The sequence below is a fragment of the Hwanghaeella grinnelliae genome (assembly GCF_004005845.1).
GTDB classification, from domain to species: Bacteria; Pseudomonadota; Alphaproteobacteria; order UBA8366; family Aestuariispiraceae; genus Hwanghaeella; species Hwanghaeella grinnelliae.
Map to the genome: position 1 here is coordinate 49,473 of NZ_SADE01000004.1, position 22,181 is coordinate 71,653.

At 57.5% G+C, this 22,181-nt stretch carries 19 protein-coding genes; 15 read left to right on the forward strand and 4 right to left on the reverse strand.

Features of this window, described 5'->3' with window-relative positions:
• Positions 1–75: 75 nt before the first annotated feature.
• A complete protein-coding gene (locus EOI86_RS21105; protein ID WP_127767688.1) occupies positions 76–1,608 on the reverse strand; it encodes a DHA2 family efflux MFS transporter permease subunit in 1,533 nt (510 codons plus the stop codon).
• Between the two features lie 201 nt (positions 1,609–1,809).
• Between EOI86_RS21105 and EOI86_RS21110 the strand changes: the two genes are divergently transcribed.
• The 13 genes from EOI86_RS21110 to EOI86_RS21170 all read left to right on the forward strand — a co-directional run bounded on the left by EOI86_RS21110 (position 1,810) and on the right by EOI86_RS21170 (position 16,677).
• Positions 1,810–2,913 (forward strand): pyridoxal phosphate-dependent aminotransferase, encoded by a 1,104-nt coding sequence (locus EOI86_RS21110; RefSeq protein WP_127767689.1) that lies wholly within the window; start codon positions 1,810–1,812, stop codon positions 2,911–2,913.
• Positions 2,910–4,058, forward strand: a complete 1,149-nt coding sequence (locus EOI86_RS21115; protein ID WP_205032285.1) for a cupin domain-containing protein — start codon at positions 2,910–2,912, stop codon at positions 4,056–4,058. Before EOI86_RS21110 ends, EOI86_RS21115 begins: the two co-directional genes overlap by 4 nt.
• 235 nt (positions 4,059–4,293) lie before the next feature.
• Positions 4,294–5,643 carry a S41 family peptidase gene (locus EOI86_RS21120; protein WP_127767690.1) on the forward strand — a complete coding sequence of 450 codons (1,350 nt, stop codon included), beginning with the start codon at positions 4,294–4,296 and terminating at the stop codon, positions 5,641–5,643.
• 21 nt (positions 5,644–5,664) lie between these two features.
• Complete coding sequence (locus tag EOI86_RS21125) at positions 5,665–6,180, forward strand: GNAT family N-acetyltransferase (RefSeq protein WP_127767691.1); 516 nt, start codon at positions 5,665–5,667, stop codon at positions 6,178–6,180.
• A gap of 317 nt (positions 6,181–6,497) precedes the next feature.
• A complete protein-coding gene (locus tag EOI86_RS21130; protein ID WP_127767692.1) occupies positions 6,498–7,883 on the forward strand; it encodes an aspartate aminotransferase family protein in 1,386 nt (461 codons plus the stop codon).
• Between the two features lie 136 nt (positions 7,884–8,019).
• Positions 8,020–9,264 (forward strand): 5-aminolevulinate synthase, encoded by a 1,245-nt coding sequence (hemA, locus tag EOI86_RS21135; protein ID WP_127767693.1) that lies wholly within the window; start codon positions 8,020–8,022, stop codon positions 9,262–9,264.
• A 315-nt stretch (positions 9,265–9,579) separates the two neighbouring features.
• Positions 9,580–10,689 (forward strand): ABC transporter ATP-binding protein, encoded by a 1,110-nt coding sequence (locus EOI86_RS21140; protein ID WP_127767694.1) that lies wholly within the window; start codon positions 9,580–9,582, stop codon positions 10,687–10,689.
• An 84-nt stretch (positions 10,690–10,773) separates the two neighbouring features.
• Entirely contained in the window at positions 10,774–11,880 is a 1,107-nt protein-coding gene (locus tag EOI86_RS21145) for an ABC transporter substrate-binding protein (protein WP_127767695.1), read from the forward strand.
• A gap of 103 nt (positions 11,881–11,983) precedes the next feature.
• Positions 11,984–13,240, forward strand: coding sequence for an ABC transporter permease (locus EOI86_RS21150; protein WP_127767696.1), 1,257 nt, complete (start codon positions 11,984–11,986; stop codon positions 13,238–13,240).
• A gap of 13 nt (positions 13,241–13,253) precedes the next feature.
• Positions 13,254–14,105, forward strand: a complete 852-nt coding sequence (locus EOI86_RS21155; RefSeq protein ID WP_127767697.1) for an ABC transporter permease — start codon at positions 13,254–13,256, stop codon at positions 14,103–14,105.
• 109 nt (positions 14,106–14,214) lie between these two features.
• Complete coding sequence (locus EOI86_RS21160; RefSeq protein WP_127767698.1) at positions 14,215–14,757, forward strand: hypothetical protein; 543 nt, start codon at positions 14,215–14,217, stop codon at positions 14,755–14,757.
• 69 nt (positions 14,758–14,826) lie between these two features.
• Complete coding sequence (locus tag EOI86_RS21165) at positions 14,827–15,621, forward strand: enoyl-CoA hydratase/isomerase family protein (protein WP_127767699.1); 795 nt, start codon at positions 14,827–14,829, stop codon at positions 15,619–15,621.
• A gap of 84 nt (positions 15,622–15,705) precedes the next feature.
• Entirely contained in the window at positions 15,706–16,677 is a 972-nt protein-coding gene (locus EOI86_RS21170; protein WP_127767700.1) for a DUF1835 domain-containing protein, read from the forward strand.
• A gap of 42 nt (positions 16,678–16,719) precedes the next feature.
• Here the strand turns inward: EOI86_RS21170 and EOI86_RS21175 are convergent, their stop codons facing one another.
• Both EOI86_RS21175 and EOI86_RS21180 read right to left on the reverse strand, forming a co-directional pair.
• The gene (locus tag EOI86_RS21175; protein WP_127767701.1) at positions 16,720–18,300 is read right to left on the reverse strand and encodes an ATP-binding protein; all 1,581 of its coding nucleotides are present in this window, start codon (positions 18,298–18,300) and stop codon (positions 16,720–16,722) included.
• The gene (locus EOI86_RS21180) at positions 18,297–19,037 is read right to left on the reverse strand and encodes a response regulator (RefSeq protein ID WP_240035769.1); all 741 of its coding nucleotides are present in this window, start codon (positions 19,035–19,037) and stop codon (positions 18,297–18,299) included. Before EOI86_RS21180 ends, EOI86_RS21175 begins: the two co-directional genes overlap by 4 nt.
• A gap of 243 nt (positions 19,038–19,280) precedes the next feature.
• On the opposite strand from EOI86_RS21180, the gene EOI86_RS21185 reads away from it, so the two are divergent.
• On the forward strand, positions 19,281–19,865 hold the full coding sequence (locus tag EOI86_RS21185; RefSeq protein WP_127767703.1) for an EF-hand domain-containing protein: 585 nt from the start codon (positions 19,281–19,283) through the stop codon (positions 19,863–19,865).
• A gap of 83 nt (positions 19,866–19,948) precedes the next feature.
• On the opposite strand, the gene EOI86_RS21190 is transcribed toward EOI86_RS21185, so the two are convergent.
• Entirely contained in the window at positions 19,949–20,836 is an 888-nt protein-coding gene (locus tag EOI86_RS21190) for a LysR substrate-binding domain-containing protein (protein ID WP_127767704.1), read from the reverse strand.
• A 144-nt stretch (positions 20,837–20,980) separates the two neighbouring features.
• On the opposite strand from EOI86_RS21190, the gene EOI86_RS21195 reads away from it, so the two are divergent.
• Positions 20,981–22,153 carry a 2-aminoethylphosphonate--pyruvate transaminase gene (locus tag EOI86_RS21195; RefSeq protein ID WP_240035771.1) on the forward strand — a complete coding sequence of 391 codons (1,173 nt, stop codon included), beginning with the start codon at positions 20,981–20,983 and terminating at the stop codon, positions 22,151–22,153.
• The last annotated feature ends 28 nt before the right edge of the window (positions 22,154–22,181 follow it).

Below are 22,181 nucleotides of genomic sequence, written 5' to 3' on the forward strand. Positions count from 1 at the left end.
GTGATAATGCGAGTGATTGTCAATTGCGTGAAAGAATTCTCGCATTTGTGTGAACGCGGATAGCGCGATTTCGCGTCAGTGACCGGGCGGGTGTGTGTTTTCAGGTTTCATCGGGTAGGCGGCGGGCAAGAGAACCAAGCCCAGAGCGGTCAGTCCCCCGATCACCAGCCAAGCCTCGTTTACCGCCAAGACCAGTCCGGCTTTTTCGAACATCGGCCGCACGAATGACATCATCTCCGGTGACAAAGCCGTGCCGTCGGATGGCACCATATCCAGCGGGATGCCGACGAAATTGGCGGCTTCCGGATCTTTCGCAAGAACGCGATCACCAAGCGCCGAGGCATGATGTGGGGCACGTTGCCAAAGGATCGTATCGACCAGTGCAATCCCGATGGCGCCACCTAGATTCCGCATCAGGTTGAACAAGGCGCTTCCGTCGGGGACGTCTTCCGCGCGCAACAGGCCCAGCGCCAGGCGGGTCGGTGGCAGCAGGCAAAACATGATCGACACACCGCGGACGATTTGTGGCCAGAACATCTCGTCGAAATCGGTGGCGGTGGTTTGAAAGCCGCTCATCCCCAAGCCAATCGCGAAACCGACAAAGCCGATGAGGCTGAGAAGCCGTGGGTCGATCCTCCGCTCTAACTGTACGGCAATGGGGGCCGTCGCCAGCTGCGCGGCGCCGGTCACCAGCATAGTCAGCCCGATCTCCAGCGGTGAGTGGCCGCGAACAAGACCCAGGAAGACCGGCATCAAATAGACTGAGGCGAATAGCCCGATACCGAACAGAAAGCTCAGACCGCAGGCGACCGCGAAGTTCCGGTCCGCGAATAGTCGCAGCCTGGCGACAGGCGTTGCGGCTGCCAGACTGCGCGCGATGAAGCCGCCGGCGGCCAGGACCGATGCGATGAGTAGGACAAGAACCGGTATCGCCGTCCATCCGTCGGACGGCCCATCCTTCAAACCGATTTCCAGACAGGTAAGACTGACTGCCAGCAGGATAACGGCGGCCCAATCCAACCGTGACAAAAGGCTCAAGCGCGTTTCCTCGCGCGGGACGGTCATTGCCGCGATGGCCAGGGCCGCAATGCCCGGCACGATGTTTACCAGAAACAGCCAGGACCAGTCGAAAGTGTCGGTGATATAGCCGCCGACCGTCGGTCCGATGGTTGGGGCCAGAACCGCGAGACCACCGGCTATGGTGGTCGCCATCGCCTGTTTCTTTTCCGGGAACAACAGAAAGACGGCTGAAAATACCAGTGGGATCAGGCAGCCGCCGGAAAATCCCTGTATGGTTCTGGCAATGATCAGCAGCTCGAACCCGTAAGAATAGGCGCAGCCGACCGATGCCAGAAGAAAGACCGAGAGGGATATCAGGAATATCCCCCGCAAGCCAAAGCTGCGGGTCAGAAACCCGGTAAGGGGAATCGCGATGACCTCAGCGATGAGATAGGCGGTTTGAACCCAACTCATCTGCTCGTTGGGGATATCCAGCGCGGCGCTGATCGCCGGCAGGGATGTTACAACGATTTGAATATCAAGGATCGCCATGAACATGCCGAGGCACATGGCGATGAACCCAATCCAGCGGGCGGAGTTTTGGAGCATGACGGCCTTACGCCTTACGACTGTGAGGAATTGGGGTGCGATTGATTAGCACAGGAGTCGCCCCGGTGCGCTATTCGGACTTTTCATGAGGGCTTTCGGGGTATCCAATGCAACTCATCCGTTACGGTGATTTTCGGTGGCGCCCAGGCCGCCGACTGCGCCGGGTTGTTTTGCCATATATCTCTCCGGGGACTTCCTGCCATGTCACCACGCGCACATCCACATCTGCTCGACCTACCGATCCTGCCGATCGGAGAAAGTTCCGTGCCTGGAGCCAAGCGGATTGTTCCGTTGGCTAACAACGAAGCGACAGAGCCGCCTTCGGCCGCCGCGCAGGAAGCGGCCAGGAAAGCGATGGCGGGTGCGAATTTTTATCCCAGCGTAACGCATGCTGAACTTAAAAGCGCGATAGGCGCGGCCTATGGGGTCGATCCGGCCAAAGTGGTCTGCGGCAATGGGTCAAGTGAGATTATAGCACTCCTGGCGCAGGCTTATGCCGGGCTGGGCGATGAAGTAATCATCGGCCGCCACGGCTATCTGTATTTTTCGATCTGTGCGCGAATGGCAGGCGCTGCACCGGTCTATGCGGTTTCCGCCGGCAATGCCAATCACCTCAGTTTCGGATTGCAGGCGGCCTTGGATGCGGTGACGCCCAAGACCCGGATCGTGTTCCTGGACAATCCCTGCAATCCCTTGGGCACCTATGTGTCCCGCAATGATTTGAGGACTTTCCGGGACAAGTTGCCGGAGGATGTGCTGCTGGTTATCGACGGTGCATATGCTGACTATGCTACGGCCGATGATTTCGACCCGGGCGACGATTTGGTGCTGGCCGGCGAGAACACGGTCGTCTTGCGAACCTTTTCCAAGATATACGGCCTTGCGGGGTTGCGGGTCGGATGGGCCCATGCGCCGGCATCGGTGGAAGAAGTTCTGAACAAGGTGATGCGGCCGGGTAATCTTTCCAGCGTGTCACTCGCGGCAAGCGAAGCGGCGGCCAAGGAACAAGCCCTTGTCGTGAACCGACGGAAGAGGAACCAACTGGCGCGCGATGCTTTCGCGGCATCGCTTGAAGCCGATCTGGGATTCACGGTCTTGCCGAGCCAGGCGAATTTCCTATTGGTCACACCACCGCCAAATGCACCGATGGATGCATCGGCCCTATACGAGGGATTGATGGCGGAAGGCGTCCTGGTCCGGCAAATGGGGCCGTACCAATTGCCGGATAGTTTACGGATCAGTGTTGGCACGGACGAAGAGATGAATATCGCCCTGGCAGCGATCAAAATGTTGGAGGCAGCATGAGCGGACCAAAACAGGCTTCGAACGAAAACGCTGCCCCCGGCGCAAGCCGAAGCGGCGCTTTGCCGAACCCGGATATGACGGAAGCGGCAGAGGTCGTGCTGCCCTGCGCGGATTTCGACGCATGTCTGGAATTTTATCGGCACGAACTTGGTTTCAAGATCGAAACCATCTATCCGGCGGACAAGCCGACAACGGCGATCGTTTTCGGCCATGGTGTCCGGTTGCGGCTGGAGCGTAGCGCGGAGCCTGCCGCGGTCACTTTGCGCCTGACGAGTACCGATCCAGCCTTCAAGGCGCCGGTCGATGTCACCGCGCCGAACGGTGCGCGGATCATCATCGCGCCGAAGGACAAAGGTTATATCCTACCGCCCATCGACCAATCCTTCGTCTTTCAACCGATCGGCGAGGAGCCGGATTGGGGGGCGGGGCGCGCCGGGATGCTATACCGCGACCTGATACCGAACCGGCAGGGCGGCCGGTTCATTGCCTCTCACATTCAAATTCCGACCGGGGGGCCTGTTCCCGACTACGTGCATTTCCACAAGGTCCGGTTTCAGATGATCTACTGCAAGGCAGGCTGGGTCCGGCTTGCTTATGAAGACCAGGGCGAACCCTTCATCATGAAAGCGGGGGACTGCGTCTTGCAGCCGCCGGAAATCAGACACCGGGTACTGGAATGTTCGGACGGGTTGGAAGTCGTCGAAATCGGCTGTCCGGCGGAACATCCGACCATGGTTGATCACGCAATGACCTTGCCGACGGGCAAACTGGACCCGGACAGGGACTTCAACGGACAGCTTTTTGTCCGTCACGACGCGGGAAAAGCGACTTGGCATCCATGGCGCTTCGATGGTTTTGAGTATCGTGATCTTGGGATTGAGGCTGCGACACATGGCCTGGCGCGGGTTCGCGTTGCCAAGGCCGTGGGCCTAACGGATGCCAAAGGGAAAACGGCATTCCATACCGGAGAATTCCTGTTCCTGTTCGCGCTATCCGGTCATGGATCGCTGTCGGTTGAGGGGGAGGGCGTGTTCAAACTGTCACCCGGCGACTCGACCGTCATTCCGGCGGAGACGCCGTTCAGCGTCAACAGCGACAGCGATGGATTGGAACTGCTGGAAATCGGAATTCCTGCCGAAGACTGACCAACCGGGACGGTGTGTGACGTATTGAAACGGGGTTGTCCGCCTCCGATTTATCGGGAAGGGCGAAAAATCCCGAATAACGCTGCTGGTATGCGGTTTGCAGTCGGATATGCTAGTGAAAGCAAACGTGTCGTGGCTATACTGTAGCAAGTCGTGGCGGAGGTGATGCTCCGCCGCGGGTTTTCTGATTCCGGCCGCAAATTGTCGCGCCAGTGGAACTGATGGAACGGATCGAATGAATTCCAATGTGCAGGGTTTCCTGAACCTGATGGGGCGCCGCCGGGGGCTCGTCACGTCGATTGTCATTGGCGCCGCCCTTGGGTGGGTCGTCGGCTGCGTGAATGCGGGATATCCGGCCGCAGACGCACGTTTGGCGGCGGACAAGCTTGAAAAGGAAATCATGGCGCTTCGGTCCGATGCGGCGCCGACACGCGCGGTGGGCCAAGACCTGCGCTTGTTCGAACGCGTTTTTGATTTGGTGAAGGAAGATTACGTCCATCCGGTAGACGATAACGCGCTGATGGCCGCGGCGACGGAAGGGCTGAAGAACGCTTTGGCGGAAAAAGCAGACCTTCCGCATGATCAACTGGTCGGTGCCGCCACCAAAGCGATGTTGAGTTCGCTCGATCCATACAGCGAGTACATGGACCGCAGGGCGTTTCAAAGCCTGCGGGAGGAAACCCGGGGCCGCTTTGGTGGTCTGGGTATTGAGATTACGAAACGCGACGGGCCGTTGAAGGTCGTCAGCCCGATCGAGGGAACGCCGGCCGAGCGCGCCGGTCTGATGCCGGGAGACATTATTACCCATGCCGACGGCACGCCGATTGAACCGCTCAGCCTGGTCGATGCGGTTGAATTGCTGCGCGGCGAGCCCGGAACGTCCGTTCTGTTGACGATCGCCCGTGCAAACACGTCGGATTTCGATGTCAGCGTCCGCCGGGAACTGATCCATGTGGTGTCGGTGAAAAGCAGGCTGGAAGGTGACGTCGGCTATCTTCGGATCAGCAGTTTCAGTGAAGATACCGGGGCGGATCTGGCCGATGCCATTCAGAAGATACGCGACGAGACTCAAGACAAGGTGCAGGCTTTCGTCCTCGACCTGCGCAACAATCCGGGCGGGTTGTTGACGCAGTCGGTGCGGGTGGCGGATCTGTTCCTGGATTCAGGTCTTGTCGTCTATACCAAGGGCCGGGATCACGAACAGCGCTTCGAAAGCCATGGCGGCGATCTGACGAATGAACGGCCCGTGGTCGTCCTGATCAACAAGGGTAGTGCATCGGCATCCGAAATCGTTGCCGGGGCCTTGCAGGATCGCCGCCGCGCGGCCTTGGTCGGCGAAAAGAGCTTTGGCAAGGGATCGGTTCAGACGATCTTCGACCTGCCCGACCGGCGGGGTATGAAACTGACCACGGCGCTGTATTTCACACCGGGTGGCCATTCTGTCGAAGGCGGTATCACGCCGGATGTCGAAATCGCCGACGATCCGGACACGGAAGAGGACGAACAGCTTCGCCGCGCTTTAGCGCTTGCAGTCGAACTCGCCGGTGGCCCGTCGGTGTATTGGAATAGCGGCGCCGTGCAATAGGCGCGGTCGCTGGTCGTATCCGTGGGGAACCTTCAATATCGCCTTCTTGAGCCTGCGGAGGTTCCCGAATTCACGAATCTCTGCGCCGCTATGGCCGCCTTTCACGGCGCAGCGGAGCCTTTGCCACGAGAGCAATGGGCGCAAAAGCTCGCCGCGGATGGGCCCGGCGGCTCTCAGTACTTTGAGGCTGTTTGTGCGTTCGACGACCGCAAAATGGTCGGGTTCCTTGTCTTCAGTTCGGTTTACGAAACTGTTTTCCCCGGCAATGGGGCGTTTGTCCGCGATGTTTTCGTCCTCGAAACTTACCGGCGTCAGGGCGTTGGCCGGAACCTGATGGCGAATTTCGCCCAACTTTGCCTGGACCGGGGATGGCGGCGGGTAGACTGGCACGCGGATCGGCTAGATTTCGATGCCCGCACCTTCTACGACATGCTGTGCACCGACAGTTTCAAGCTAGACCGCCTATCTTACCGGATCGAAGGGGACGAAATTGAGACCCTGGCCGGAAAGGGCGATGACGACCATAACCAGAGCTGAAATCGACGGTTGTTGGGATACACCAAGGGGATGCCCCGTGGGGATGCCCCGGGGGGATGCTCAAGCGGCGTGCTCAAGGTGGATTCTGGGTCGATACCAGGCAGACCGATTATCAACAGTCCGTTTCCTGGGAAGGGTGGGTCTGCCCTTGAGGAGGAGACCCCAAATTGTGTAGGGTGTCTGAAAGGGTTCGACGGCGGCAAAGCCGCGCGACAGAACGTTTTCAGGGACATTTTCTGTAATCGGAGCGTGGCGAACAGCCGCCCGCCTCCTGTGTGTTAACGGAACGCCACAGGCGTTTGAGTAGGGATATCGTTATGACCGATCTGGGGAACTCGCCGGCCAGCCGAGACATTGCTTATGTCATGCACCCGTATACGAACTTGAAGAAGCACAAGGAAACGGGCCCGTTGATCATCGAACGCGGCGAAGGCGTGCATGTTTATGACGACAGCGGCAAGGAATATATCGAAGCGCTCGCCGGTCTTTGGTGCACATCCCTCGGTTTCAACGAGGAGCGGCTGATCAATGCCGCGACCGAACAGCTTCGCAAGCTGCCCTACTATCACATCTTCGCGCATAAAAGCACGATGCCCGTGATTGATCTGGCCGAGCGGCTGATCAATATGGCGCCGGTTCCGATGTCGAAAGTGTTCTTCGCTAATTCCGGCTCTGAAGCGAACGACACGGTCGTGAAACTCGTTTGGTACTACCACAACGCCATAGGCAAGCCGGGAAAGAAGAAAATTCTGGCCCGTATCAAAGGTTATCATGGTGTGACGGTCGCCGCGGCGAGCATGACGGGTCTGCCGGCAAACCACGCGGATTTCGACTTGCCGATCGCCAATATCATGCATGTCGATTGTCCGCACCACTGGATGTTCGCGGAGGCTGGTGAGAGCGAGGTCGACTTCGCGACGCGCCTGGCCGCCAATCTGGAAAAGCGCATTCTGGAAGAAGGCCCGGAAACGGTTGCCGCCTTCATCGCCGAACCGATCATGGGCGCGGGCGGGGTCATCCTGCCGCCGGAAACCTATTTCGAGAAGGTCCAAGCTGTCCTCAAGAAGTATGACATTCTGATGATCGCTGATGAGGTGATTTGCGGTTTTGGGCGGACTGGGAACCCCTGGGGCTCGCAGACCTTCAATATCCAGCCGGATATTTTGAGCTGCGCGAAAGCCCTGTCCTCAGCCTATTTGCCGATTTCGGCGGTGATGGTGAACGATAAGGTAGCCGACGTGGTTTCCGATAATTCCGGCAAGATCGGAACGTTCGGCCATGGCTATACCTATACCGGTCATCCGGTTTCGGTCGCCGTTGCGCTGGAAACCCTGAAGATTTACGAAGAGCGGAAGATTTTCGACCATGTGAAGGCCGTGGCACCGCGCCTTCAGGATGGGCTGCGGAAATATGCGGATCACCCGCTTGTGGGCGAGGTCCGCGGCACAGGCCTGATTGCGGCGGTACATCTGGCCAAAGACAAGGAAAAGCGCGAAATGTTCGACCCTGCGCTTGCCGTGGCGCCATATCTATATGGCCGGATGCAGGAACACGGTGTCATAACGCGGGCGATCGGGACCGATGCGATTGCATTCTCCCCGCCCTTGATCATCACCGAAGCCCAACTGGATAAGGTTGTCGATGCCGTTGGCAAAGGATTAGATGAAACTTATGCTTGGCTTAAGAGCGAAGGACATGTGTAGGACGGCAATGAGCCGGCGCGACAATTAATCCCCGTTCCATCCGGTCCGGTCGCGCATATGTTGGCTTTTCTGGCCCTGTGTCGCTGGACGGGTTAAAAGCGCACCGTGTATCGGGTGGAAACGATAGGAATGACTGATGGCATTTGAAGGCGATTATCTGGGCTTTTTTCGCGAAAGCCTCGAGAAACTCCGGGAAGAGGGCAATTATCGGGTCTTCGCGAATTTGGAGCGTCGCTCGGATTCGTTTCCCCATGCCAAGCGCCACACTGAGAATGGCGAGGAGGACGTGCTCGTCTGGTGTTCCAACGATTATTTGGGCATTGGCCAGGATTCCCGTGTGCGCGAAGCGATGATCGAAACGATCAAAGCGCAGGGCGCGGGCGCCGGCGGCACTCGGAATATTTCCGGCACAAATCGGCTTCACGGTGAATTGGAGCGGCAACTTGCTTCCCTGCATGGGAAGGAGGCCGCCCTTCTTTTCACATCCGGTTATGTTGCAAATTTGACCGCGTTGTCGACGCTGGCGTCGCGTTTGCCTGGTTGCATCGTCTATTCCGATAGCGAAAACCACAATTCGATGATCGAAGGGATTCGCCAAGGGCGGTCGGACAAGCGAGTTTTCCGCCACAATGACCCGGCCCATCTGGATGAATTGATGGCGGCGGACGATCCTTCCCGCCCGAAGATTGTCGCCTTCGAGAGTGTTTACTCAATGGATGGGGATATATCTCCGATCTCCGAAATCCTCGATGTCGCTGAAAAGTACAATGCGATTTCGTTCTTAGATGAAGTGCATGCTGTGGGTATGTATGGCGAGCATGGGGCCGGTGTCGCGGAACGCGATGGGGTCATGGATCGTGTCGATATACTGCAAGGTACGTTGGGCAAGGCATTCGGCGTTATCGGCGGTTATATTGCCGCCAAGGCTGAACTGATCGACTTTGTCCGTTCCTTCGGCAATCCGTTCATCTTTACAACTGCCTTGCCGCCGGCCATTGCCGCGGGCGCGTTGAAGGCAATTGAGATTCTGCGGGACGCGAAGGATATTCGTGCCAAGCATCAAGAACGAGCAGCGACTGTAAAGGCGCGCCTGCGTCAGGCCGGGATTCCGATTTTGCCGTCGGTGACTCATATCGTACCCGTCCTTATTGGGGATGCTGAGAAGTGCAAGAAGGCCTCAGACATGTTGTTGAACGATTTCAACATCTATGTTCAGCCGATCAACTACCCGACCGTGGCAAAAGGCACAGAGCGTTTGCGTGTCACGCCGACGCCGCACCATGACGATGATGCAGTCGATCGTCTGATCAATGCCTTGGACAAGGTGTGGACTGCGTTGGATTTGCCACGCACTTCATCCGCTCAAGCGGCAGCAGAGTAAGTTCCACCACTCAATGAGCCGTAAGCCGGGGTATATCTATCCCGGCGAATGGGCGCGTATGGGCAAAAACGCTTCGTTCCTGCGGCAGGCGAAGGGAGATCTGCACCCACTTGTGACGCCTCAGAAATATTTTTGTTTATTTACCCTGGCCAATCCCCGTTTTGGTGCGTTAGGCTACATGCGCAGCCGGTAAAGAGCTGTGCATGGCCGGGCAGCCGGTTCGGTCATGACAATGTCTGAACAGGAGCATGTTGGTCGTTTTCGGTCCCGGGGAGGGGCCGCACGGCCGTTATGCAAGGGGCTAATTAAATCGGGATGACCGCCGACCATATCGTAAGATTCGAAAACGTTCAGAAGAGTTACGACGGCGAGTCCCTCGTCGTTAAAAACTTGAACCTCAACGTCGAGAGGGGCGAGTTCCTGACAATGTTGGGGCCGTCCGGATCCGGGAAAACCACCTGTTTGATGATGTTGGCGGGGTTTGAACCTGCCACGCATGGTGAGATTTTTCTTAACGAACAACCAATCAACAACGTTCCGCCGCATAAACGTGGGATAGGCATGGTTTTCCAAAACTATGCATTGTTCCCCCATATGACGGTTGCCGAGAATTTGGCTTTTCCGTTGGAGGTCAGGAAACTTCCGAAAGCGGATGTTGAAGCCAAGGTGAAGCGTGCGCTCGAAATGGTGCAGCTCCCCGAATTCGGCGGCCGGCGGCCGGCGCAGCTGTCAGGTGGTCAGCAGCAGCGTGTCGCAGTCGCGCGCGCACTGGTCTTTGAGCCCGACCTCGTGTTGATGGATGAACCGCTTGGCGCGTTGGATAAAAATCTGCGCGAGGAAATGCAGTACGAGATCAAACATATCCATGACAATCTGGGTGTGTCTGTCGTGTACGTTACGCATGATCAATCCGAAGCGCTGACAATGTCCAACCGTGTCGCTGTTTTTGATGACGGTGTGATTCAACAGCTAGCGGCGCCTGACGTGCTCTATGAAGAGCCGGTCAATGCTTTTGTCGCCTATTTCATAGGTGAGAATAATCGTCTTCTTGGAACAGTCCGGGAAGTGACAGGCGACTATTGCATGGTCGAGTTGGACGGCGGTGGCGGTGTGGTCAAAGCACTTGCGATCAACATAGGCGGTGTCGGTAGCAGGACGACGCTCTCGCTCCGACCGGAACGGGTCGTTCTTTCGCCGGCAGAAGGTGCTGTTCCAAACGTTCTCACTGGAACGGTCAAGGAACTGATCTATCTGGGAGATCATATCCGAACGCGTATGACCGTCAGCGGCAATGACGAGTTCATCGTGAAAGTACCCAATGCCCATGGACATGCCAGCCTCAAGGCAGGCGATACTGTTCAGTTGGGTTGGGTTGCGGAAGATAGCCGCGCGCTGGATGCGCCCCAAGACGGCGGTCCTGCGTAGGCTGGACGGTGTTAGGGCTATGCTGCCTTTGAGCACCCTTTTGTATTATCTCATAGCCACAGTAACAAACTGGGAGAATAAGTGATGAAAACAGTCCTTCGTACAACGGCGATGGCAGCGGTTGTGTCCGTTGCCGCGTTTGGTACGGCACAAGCACAGGACTTGACGGTCGTGTCTTGGGGCGGTGCCTATACGGCAAGCCAACAAAAGGCCTATCATGATCCCTACATGAAGATGAATCCTGGCGTTAACATCATCAATGATGACAGCGCTGCGGAAGGTTTGGCCAAGCTTCGTGCGCAGGTCGAATCCGGGAACGTCACCTGGGATCTCGTCGACATGGTCGCTTCATCCGCGATTACAGCCTGCGACGAAGGCCTGGCGATGGAATTCGATCCGGACGAGTGGCTGGCCCCCGCGCCGGACGGCACGCCCGCTTCGAAAGACTTCTTCAGTGGAACGCTGACGCCGGGTGGCACAAACTGCTTTATCCCGCAGATTGTGTATTCGACGACGTTCGGATATCGCACGGATATGCTGGACAACAAGCCGACCAGCATTGCCGATGTCTTCGATCTGGAAAAATTCCCGGGTAAACGCTCCCTGGAAAAGAACGTTGCTAACGGCAACTTGGAATGGGCATTGATCGCCGATGGCGTGCCGGCCGACAAAGTCTACGAAGTCCTTTCCACGCCGGAAGGTGTTGACCGTGCATTCGCCAAGTTGGACACGATCAAGGATGAGGTCGTCTGGTGGACCAAGGGTGCACAGCCGCCGCAGCTGCTGGCCGATGGTGAAGTCGTGATGGCCTCCGCGTATAACGGTCGCCTGTTCTCCGCCATTGCGGAAAAGGATCAGCCGATTGCCATGATGTGGGACTATCAGGTCTTCGATCTCGACGGCTGGGTGGTTCCTGTCGGTACCAAGAACCTCGAAGCGGTTAAAGAATACCTGTACTTCGCAACGGACACGCAGCGTCTTGCCGACCAAGCCAAGTACATCTCATACGGCCCGGCGCGGTATTCTTCCGCACCGCTGGTTGGTAAGCACGCCGACCTTGGCATCGATATGAAACCGCATATGCCGACGGATCCGGCCAACGCGAAGACCACGTTGAACTTGGACTACGTGTGGTGGGCGGACCATCGCGAAGAGCTGAACGAGCGTTTCAACGCTTGGCTGGCTCAGTAGACGGTTAAGGTTTTCGGGGCGGCTATGCGCCGCCCCGGAACCGTTCCGGTTTCTTGGTCACGTCGTTTACCGGACAATATTCTTGGGGCAAAAGGGGTAGAGAATGGCTGATACCACGATGACGACGGCGGATGGTATTCCGCTAAAGGTCAGTCTTCGAAAGGCCCTGATGCGCCAAAAGATGCGCGCACTAATGTTGGTCGCGCCTCTGTTTTTCTTTTTGTTTATCACTTTCGTTATGCCGATTTTGGACATGCTGTTCCGCAGTGTGGACAACAGCATTGTTCCCGACATCCTGCCGCGTACGGTTTTGGCCCTCGAAGAATGGGACCCCGACGTTGTTGATGTTCCACCGGAAGCCGCATTTGAGGCCATGGTGAAAGACATCCAAGAAGGATATGAGGCGAAGACGATCGGTCGGGTCGGGCGCCGCTTGAATTTCGAAAATCCTGGAATGTCCAGCCTGTTCCGCAAATCGGGACGCCGTACGAAAAAAATCAATGAAGCCCCTTATAAAGAAGCGTTGATCGCAATCGACGATAGGTGGGGCGAATCTCAGACATGGCGGGTTATCAAGAAACTTTCGCCAAAATATACAGCCTCCTACTTCCTGCAGGCAGTCGACATGCAGGAGACAGTTGACGGCGAGATTACTTGGCAACCGGAAGAATATCAGGTTTACCTGAATCTGTTTTGGCGCACGCTCGTCATGAGCGGAATAATCACAATCCTGACAATCATATTGGGATATCCGGTCGCTTATCTTCTGGCGACCTTGCCGTTGCGGACAAGTAACCTTTTGATGATCCTGGTGCTGTTACCGTTTTGGACATCGCTGCTCGTTCGGACAACGTCGTGGATCGCGCTCTTACAGACACAAGGCATCTTGAATGACTTGTTTGTGCTCGTCGGCTTGGTCGATGACGACGACCGTTTGCAGATGATCCACAACCAGTTCGGTACGATTGTGGCCATGACCCACATTCTGCTGCCGTTTATGATTTTGCCGCTCTATTCGGTCATGAAGACCATTCCACCGTCTTACATGCGGGCGGCGCGCTCCATGGGTGCCAATCCTGCGCTGGCCTTCGTGCGGGTCTACATGCCGAATACCGTGTCCGGCGTTGGCGCGGGGTCGATCTTGGTCTTCATTTTGGCGATTGGGTATTACATCACGCCGGCGCTGGTCGGTGGTCGAACCGGTACGTTCATCTCGAACTATATTGCGACCTATATCAGTGGGGCCGCCCAGAACTGGGGACTGGCCGCGGCCTTGGGGATCATTTTGCTCGCCTTGGTTCTCGTACTCTATCTGCTCTACGACAAGATCGTAGGCATCGATAACATGAAGCTGGGTTAAGGGGGGTAGATCAATGTCGTTACCGGCTTATGCAGGCCCCGGAGAAACCGCTTGGTACTACACTTACCGTGCGATCTGCGGCCTCATCTTCACATTCCTGATCGTACCGATCTTCGTGATCATACCGCTTAGCTTCAATGCGGAGCCTTACTTCACGTTCACTCCGGAAATGCTGGCTTTCGATCCGGAAGGATATAGCCTGAAATGGTATGCGGAGTTTTTCACAGACACCTCTTGGCGCAATGCAGTCATTAACAGTTTCATCATCGCGATTTGCGCAACGCTGATTTCGACGACGCTGGGTACTGTGGCCGCATTGGGGTTGTCCCAGTCGGCGATGCCGTATCGTACCGCTATGATGGCCATGATGATCTCGCCGATGATCGTGCCGCTGATCATTTCGGCTGCGGGAATGTATTTTTTCTACACGCGCATCGGCCTGGGTTCGACGCATTTGGGCGTCATTCTGGCCCATGCTGCTTTGGGAACCCCCTTTGTCGTCATCACCACAACGGCAACCATGGTCGGGTTCGACAGGTCCCTTATCCGTGCTTCCAATAATTTGGGCGCGGATGGCATAACGACCTTCTTCAAGGTCATCGTGCCCCTGATCTTGCCGGGCGTTATTTCCGGTGCGCTGTTTGCCTTTATCACCTCGTTCGATGAAGTCGTTGTGGTGCTTTTCGTGGGCTCTGTCGAGCAACGGACAATTCCTTGGAAGATGTTCTCCGGCATTCGGGAAGAAATCAGGCCGACGATCCTGGCGGTCGCGACTCTACTGGTTTGTATCTCGATTTGCCTACTGACGACGCTGGAACTGCTGCGCCGTCGTAACGAACGCATGCGGGGTTTGTCTCCGGGCTAGGAAGTCTTAAAGTCGCGTTGTCGGTTGAAACAGTAGTTGCGAGTCGTTCGCATAAACACTATGTCACTCATAGTCATGTTTCGACCTCTCCTGTGATTGGAACAACGCAATGTACGGTGACAAGTCTCTTACTCCTGCGGAAACCATGCGCCTTGCGGTGTTGGGCGCGCTGACGGAAGGCGATGTCTCTTACGCGGATCTGGCCACCAGCGTGCGGCATTTCGTCGAACGCATGGTTGGCCCCTCTTTGGAGCTCCTAGGGTCTTCTCTGGAAGTGTTGCGCCTTGAAGGCTTGATCGAAGCCGCCGACGGTCGCAGCGGCGATCAGGTGCCGATGCGTTTGACCCCAGCAGGTCGGGACACTTTCGAAAAATTGATGTTGTCCAGCCTCCGTGCACCATTAAACGATATACAACGCCTCGTTTTGGCGCTGAAACTGCGTTTTATCGACCAACTTTCGTCTGAAGACAGGGCCGATCAGATCGATTTGCTCCTTGAGTTGACCGAAACTGAACTGGCCCGCCTCGAAGATCTTCGCCGGACAGGCGCCGGTGGAATGTTTGCCGATTGGCTCGATCAGGAAGTCGATCATACCGGCAAGCGCCGGGCTTGGCTGAAGTCCTGCCTGGAGCGGGCCGAGGCCGACGTTTAGCGCTTGTCTCCCCTGATGCTCTGGTGAAAATCCGGGTAACCGATTGAGAGCAAAATCAGGGAGGCTGCCATGTCCTACGAAACCATTACCCTTGATGTCGGCGACAACGGTGTCGCACGACTTGTCTTGAACCGCCCAGCCGCGGCCAACGCGCTCGACCTTCAGATGACGTTGGACTTGATGGATGCGTCGATTGAATTGGACCACGATCCCAAAGCGCGTTGCATCGTAATGGAAGGCGCTGGCGGGCGTTTCTTCTGTGCCGGTGGAGATCTTTCCGCTTTCGAAAAGGCGGGGGAAAAGTCACCTCACCTGGTAAAGGCGATGACGACTAACCTACATGCGGCAATGTCGCGCCTAGCGCGTGGGGATGCGCCGGTTATTGCGAAGGTTGCCGGTACGGCTGCCGGCGGCGGGCTTAGCGTCGCGCTTGGCTGTGACCTTATCGTCGCGTCGGATGAAGCCAAGTTTACCATGGCCTATACGCGGGCGGGGCTCTCCCCCGACGGCAGTTCGTCTTTCTATCTGCCGCGTCTGGTCGGTTTGCGGCGGGCCTATGATTTGGCGCTTACCAACCGGGTTCTTTCTGCTGAGGAGGCGGAAGATTGGGGTTTGATCAACCGTGTCGTCCCCGCCGCTGATTTGGACGCTTTTGTCGACGATTTGGCGGCGCAATTGGCCGCAGGTCCGACCGCTGCCTTTGGGCGAACCAAACGATTGCTGCTCGAAGGGTCATACAGTTCCTTTGAGACGCAGATGGAAAGGGAAAGCCGTGCAATCGCGGAAAGCGTTGGCAGCGACGACGGCAAGGAAGGCCTGAACGCCTTCCTGAACAAGCGGAAGCCGGGTTTCAAGGGGCATTGACCGGGGCACGCCTTGGTCCCTGGCGAAAACTTCCCATATTGATAGTGTAAGGGAAGGGTATGGTTGCGGGATGGCGTCTAAGTAATGACTGATCAGATAGTCCACATTCGGTGTGGGTCGGATATTCGGGAAAGCCTCAGAACCGCTGGGTTCGAGGGTGATTTTCTTGAATGGGGCGACCCCGTATGCCGCGGACCTGTTCCTGCAGGGATGCAGGATGATGACTACCGGCGCATGCGGGCCCGGTTTATTTCCAATTGGGATATCTTGTCGGAAACCAGGGCGATGGATCGCCTTCAGTCTGAATCGAAAGCACTCGATACGCTGGAGAAATACGACCGTATCATCCTATGGTTCGAGCACGACCTGTATGACCAAGCCGTCCTGATCGACTTGCTGTCGCGATTGAGTGAAAAGATCGACTTGCTGGACCGAATGCGGTTGATGACGGTCGATCGATTTTCAGGCGAAGAAAGGTTTGTAGGCTTCGGCCAATTGTCGCCTGATCAATTGCGTAGTTTGCAAGGCCTGGATGTGCCGGTCTCCGAGGACATGATCCGTCAGGCGCAGCGGGCTTGGGCAGCGTTCCGCGCTGATACGCCGGAAGCGCTGCATACTTTCACGGTGGAAGAAGGGGACGCCCTGCCGTTCCTGCGGTCGGCGATGCGACGGCATTTGATGGAATTGCCGTCGACGCGGAATGGATTAAGCATGACCGAACGGCTGATGCTGGACGCCGTGGCCGATGGTGCAAAGACCGGTGTCGATACTTTTCGCAAGATGTACCGCGAAACGGAACCCGCACCCTTTCTGGGGGATGTAATGTTCTTCCACGATATGGCGGGCTTGATCGACGCGACCCAACCGGCGCTGACCGCGACCGAAGATTGGCGGGATGAATTCGATCTCACCGATTTTGGCAGGCAACTGCTGGCCGAAGAAGCCGATTGGGTTCGGACCAACGGAATTGATCAATGGCGGGGCGGTGTCCACTTGACCGGCAATGGGCCGGTCTGGCGATGGTCCCCGGACGAAGATCGTCCCGTCTTGGCATAGTTCTGTCTTGGCATATTTCCGTCTGGGCATCGCGGGCATTCCCTATCTCGGCAGGCTGAGTTCGGCGCGCAGGCCTCCTTCGGGGCGGTTCCGGAGGCGGACATCACCGCCATGGCTGCGCGCGATGGAACGACAGATCGACAGGCCAAGACCGACACCGCCGGTATCTCTTCCGCGGGCCGGGTCCAGCCGGACGAAAGGATCGAATGCGCGGTCCAAATCGTCTTCCTTCATACCGGGGCCGTCGTCCAGGATAACGAGTACGACGTTCTCTCCGGGTGTTTCGATATGAACCTCCACCGAGGTGCCGAAGCGAACGGCGTTGTCGACCAGATTGCGCAAGGCCCGTTTTATGGCGATTGGACGGCAGCGGATTGCGGGTGGGTCGTCCGCCGGCACGAAGGTAACGGTGGTGTCCGCGCCGGCTTTTTCATCGACGATCGCCTCAGCAAGGGCATTCAGGTCAGAAGGCACCGCTGCTTCGGTTTCAGCTTCCGATCGGATGAAGGCCAGGACTTCCTCGGTCATCGCTTGCAGCTCGTCCAGGGTGGCGATGAACCGCTCACGGTCTTCCTCGTCTTCCAACATTTCGGCACGCAGGCGCAGTGTTGTAAGCGGGGTGCGCAAGTCGTGCGACAGCGCCGCAAGCATGTGCATGCGGTCGTTCACGAAGCGATCGACTCGATCGCGCATGGTGTTGAAGGCGGCGATCAGATTGCGGATATCCCGTGGCCCTGTTTCCTCTACTGGCTGTGGCCGGTCGCCGCGCCCAACGGCGGTTGCCGCTGCGGTTAGATCGCGCAGCGGCCGCATCGTGCGCCGAACCAGCCATGTAACGATGACGATAATGGCAATGGCGGATACCAGGAAGGAGATCATCCCCGGGCCGCCCCAGTTTCGGGGTGGAGGACGTAGAATGCTGGCAACGTTCAACCAATTTCCGTCGTGAAGCCGGATGCTGGCCCGCAACCCAATTCCGGGGCCGCCGCGATTGCGGTTCCAGCCGTGGTGGTCCCAATCTTTATGGTCCCAATCATCATCGTCCCAATGATCGTCATCGTCATCGCCATGGTCGTCGTCTTTTTCATCTGAATCGCGTTGCTCCCCCTGGTCGTCTCGATCCAAACCGGGATCAAAAAACCGGCGGTCCTTGCCCCAATCAGCCCGGAACGCGAAACGGATATTCTCACTTGGACGATCCAAATACTCAGCCAACCGACCCTGGATGATCCGCTCGATATGACCTTCAGATTCTTGCAAAGACACGGCGGCCTGGCTGTCTATTCGGAATAGAAGGTCCCGCGTTGTCGCCGCCGCAAGAACGTTGTCATGCAGGTTCGGTGACGTGGATTCCACCAGGCGTGTTACCGCGGTGATCCGATCGGCGACCAAATTCCGGACGGTTTCGCGCGCGGCAAGCCTGCGTTCGTCCCACAGTATAGCGAAACTGATTGCGTGTGAGACGATCAAGGCCAGCAGGATAAGTACGATCAGCCGTGCGGCTAGGCTGTGGGACCAAAAACCACCCCGTAGTGCCCTATGGCCGCCATCGCGGTGACGGGCCCGGCCCAACCAGGAAAACCTTGGCGGCTGTTTCCGGTTTTTTTTCGCGGGGCCGGTCATTGCGCTTCCACCGTGCAAGACAGGACATATCCGCCGCCCCAAACCGTCTTGATGATTTCAGGGTTCTTCGGGTCCCGCTCCAGCTTCTTCCGAAGACGGCTGACTTGGTTGTCCATACTCCGGTCGAACGGGGTGGAATCCCGGCCACGCGTAAGGTCGAGCAGCCGGTCGCGGGTCATCACGATGCCGGGATGACTTAGCAGGACGGAGAGCAACCGGAATTCTCCTGTGCTCAGGTTGAGGAGTGTTCCGTCTTCGCCCCGCACTTCGCGACGTTCCGGGTCGAAGACCCAGTGATCGAAACGAATTGCCTGACTGTCCGACAGTGCGGTTTCCGCCTGTGGCAGGTTGTTTGACCGTCGTGTCACCGCCTTGATGCGGGCGAGCAGTTCCCTGGGGTTGAAGGGTTTGGTCAAATAGTCATCGGCACCGATTTCCAAGCCCACGATACGATCGGTATCTTCCGCCATCGCGCTTAGGAAGATGACCGGTTTCTCGGATGTCTCCTGGATATGCCGGCACAGGCTCAATCCGTCTTCACCCGGCATCATGATGTCGAGGACGATCAAGTCGATCGCCTTTTCCTTCAGGGCGCGGCGGGCTTCGGCCGCGTTCGCCGAATGACTGACCCGCATGCCGTTCTTCGCCAGGTACTTGGCCAGCAATTCGCGGATTTCCCGATTGTCGTCGACAATCAGGATATGCGGTCCTTCGATCCTCTGATCCGGGCTCTGCACGGTTTGCCTCACATCGGTATCACATACGCCCTGCCATCCGGTTGCAGGAAACGGGCAGTCGGACATTACCCGACCCTTCGCTGCAAGCGTTCAGGAAAACTGTAACAAACTGTATCAGAATCCCCTTCCGACAGATCTTGCGACCATTATCCCACCCGATCGGCATAGTTCTGCGACAATTGGGGTGTTTTTTATGCTCACTGATTTCAACCGCACTACGGAAGCGAATGAAAGGATAGTGCCATGGAAAACAACGAGAACACTGGAAGCACCGATAACAACGATAAATCCTCTGCACGGCGCCACAAGGGCCGGGGCGCAATGTGGATGGTCGTCCTGGCCGGCACCGCAGCCGCCCTTGGCACGGCGGCCTTTGTCGGTCATGCGGTCGCGTCCGGCAACGGATATCAAGGTTGTCACCGCGGTGGTCATGAGCGCGGCTTTGGCGGCCATCATGGCGGCCCACGCGGTGAAATGATCTTCCGTACTTTCGACACCGACAAGGACGGCACGGTCACCGCGGCGGAAATCAACGCCGAGACCGAACGCCGGATGAGCGGCAACGATGCCAATGGTGACGGTGCACTGTCCCTGGAAGAGTTCCAAGGGGTTTGGATGGAGATGCTGCGCAACCGCATGGTCGATGCTTTCCAACGCTTCGACGATGACGGCGACGGCGTCATCACCAAAGCGGAAGTCGACGAAAAGACATCCTGGATGATGTCGCGCATGGATCGCGACGGTGACGGCAAGATCACGCGCGAAGAACAGCGTCCGCGATTCCGTCGTGACGACGATCGGTTCGAAGGGCCCGAAGACGACGACTAAATTCTGATCCGTCCCGGCGACATTCCCCGATCGCCGGAACAGGACGCGGCCCGGCCCCGTGCCGGGCCGCTTCTGACTCCGCATTACTTCCGCGGAACCGATGCGTCCGCCATTTCTACCGCTAAATCGAGGAAGGCGCGGATCGCGCTTAAACGCCTGCGTCCCCGCAGGCAGACCGCATATTCCGTAACCTCAATTGTGCTGGGCCCCAAGGGCAGGGTAACAAGACCGGGATGGGGTTCGTGTTCGCTGGCAATAACGATGCCGGCACCCAATCCGGCAGCGACGGCGGCGCGAACGGCTTCCCGCGATTCCACTTCCAACACGTCGTTCAGGGCCAACCCGGTTTTCACGGCCGCCCGTTCGAACAGATCTCGCGTGACCGACTGCCGCTCTCGCAGGACCAAGGCGTGGCCGGAGAGTTCCTTTAGATTGACCAACTTCTTTTTCGCTAGGGGATGATCCCGGTGTGCGACGAGTACCAGCGGCGCCCGCCGGAACGGTACCGCATGCAGATGGTTGTCGATCGGCACGTTCGAGAGCAGCGCAGCGTCGACTCGATAGTCCCGTAAGTCCGCCAATACCGATTCCATGTTACCCATGGTGATCTTCAGCCCCAAGCCGGGAAAACGGGCGCGAAGCCCGGCCAGCAGGTCCATTGCGTCGCCGGGGCTGTCCGCGCCGACTGCAAGTGTTCCGTGGGCTAGGTTTTCCGTACCGCTCAACAGAGCTTCGGCCTCTTCCTGCAGGGAGGTCAGCCGGTTCGTTACCTCGGCGAGCGACCGACCCAAATCCGTCAATTGAACGCCGCGGCCACGCCGGTCGAACAATCGAACGCCATATCCTGCCTCCAAGGCTTTTACCTGAGATGACAGCGTCGGTTGTCCAACATTCAACGCGCGGGCCGCTTTGGAAAAACTGCCCTCGGTCGCGACTGCATGGAACGCCCTTAGATGGGTAACATTAATCATGTAACCTATTTATCATACCAATAGATAAGATCAATAATATGCATTGGACGGATGAATGGGCGACTGGCATATCCCTGCTTACCGATTGATAGAGGGTGCCCGATCCTTTCACCTCGCGCCCTGTTAGAAACGAATGGCGGAACCATGACCAAGACACTGAAAAAGGCTGCTGAAACCTACACGATGGGGCGAAAGCCAACAGCCGACGAGCCGCTGCTGCTGACACCCGGTCCCCTGACGACGACCGCAAGCGTGAAACGCGCCATGCTGAAGGATTGGGGGTCCTGGGATGAGCCGTTTCGGGACCTGAACGCCGACCTGCGCCGACGCTTGGTGGATATCTCAGGCGGTGGCGACGACTACACCGCCGTGCCCCTTCAAGGCAGCGGGACTTTCGTTGTCGAGGCCATGCTGGGCACTTTCATTCCCCGGGGGGGAAAGGTCCTAATGCTCGCCAATGGCGCCTATGGCGAACGGGCGATCAAGGTATGTGAGCGGATGGGCCGTGAAACGGTCGCCTATCGCACGGCGGAGGACGAAGCGCCGTCGGCCGAGAAGGTCGCGGAATTCCTGCAGGATGAGACCATCGACTATGTGTTCATGGTCCATTGCGAAACCACGAGCGGCATTCGCAACCCGGTCGAGGCGGTAGCTGCCGTCGTCGCCGAAAAGGGGCGCCGCCTTTTGGTCGACGCGATGAGTGCTTATGGCGCGCTGCAACTAGACGCGAAAGTCGTCCAATACGATGCGATTGCCGCAAGCGCCAACAAATGCCTGGAGAGTGTGCCTGGCATGGGTTTCGTCATCTGTAACAAATCCGTCTTGGCCGAGCGCGAAGGAAACGCACATTCGGTCAGCCTCGATCTGTTCGATCAGTGGTCTTATATGGAAAAGACGCGGCAGTGGCGATTCACACCGCCGACTCATGTCATTGCGGCCTTCCACCAGGCAATGCTGGAATACGAGGCCGAAGGCGGCGCCCCGGCGCGGGGGGCGCGATACGAGGTGAATTGCGAACGCCTCGTCAACGGGATGCGGGCCTTGGGTTTCCGAACTTTCCTGGACGATGCCAATCAGGCGCCGATTATCGTCTGCTTTCATGCCCCTGAAGATCCCAATTATGACTTTGCCGATTTCTACGGCCGCTTGGCGAAACGTGGCTATGTCATCTATCCGGGCAAGCTGACAGCGGTTGAGACCTTCCGGGTTGGCTGCATCGGGTCGATGGGGCCAAGCGACGTGGAGGGCGTCGTCGCGACGGTGGCTGAAGTATTGGCTGAGATGGGTGTGGCCGATGGACGATCGCACGCCGCCTGATCGGTTTCACATAGGGAACAGGGTAAAG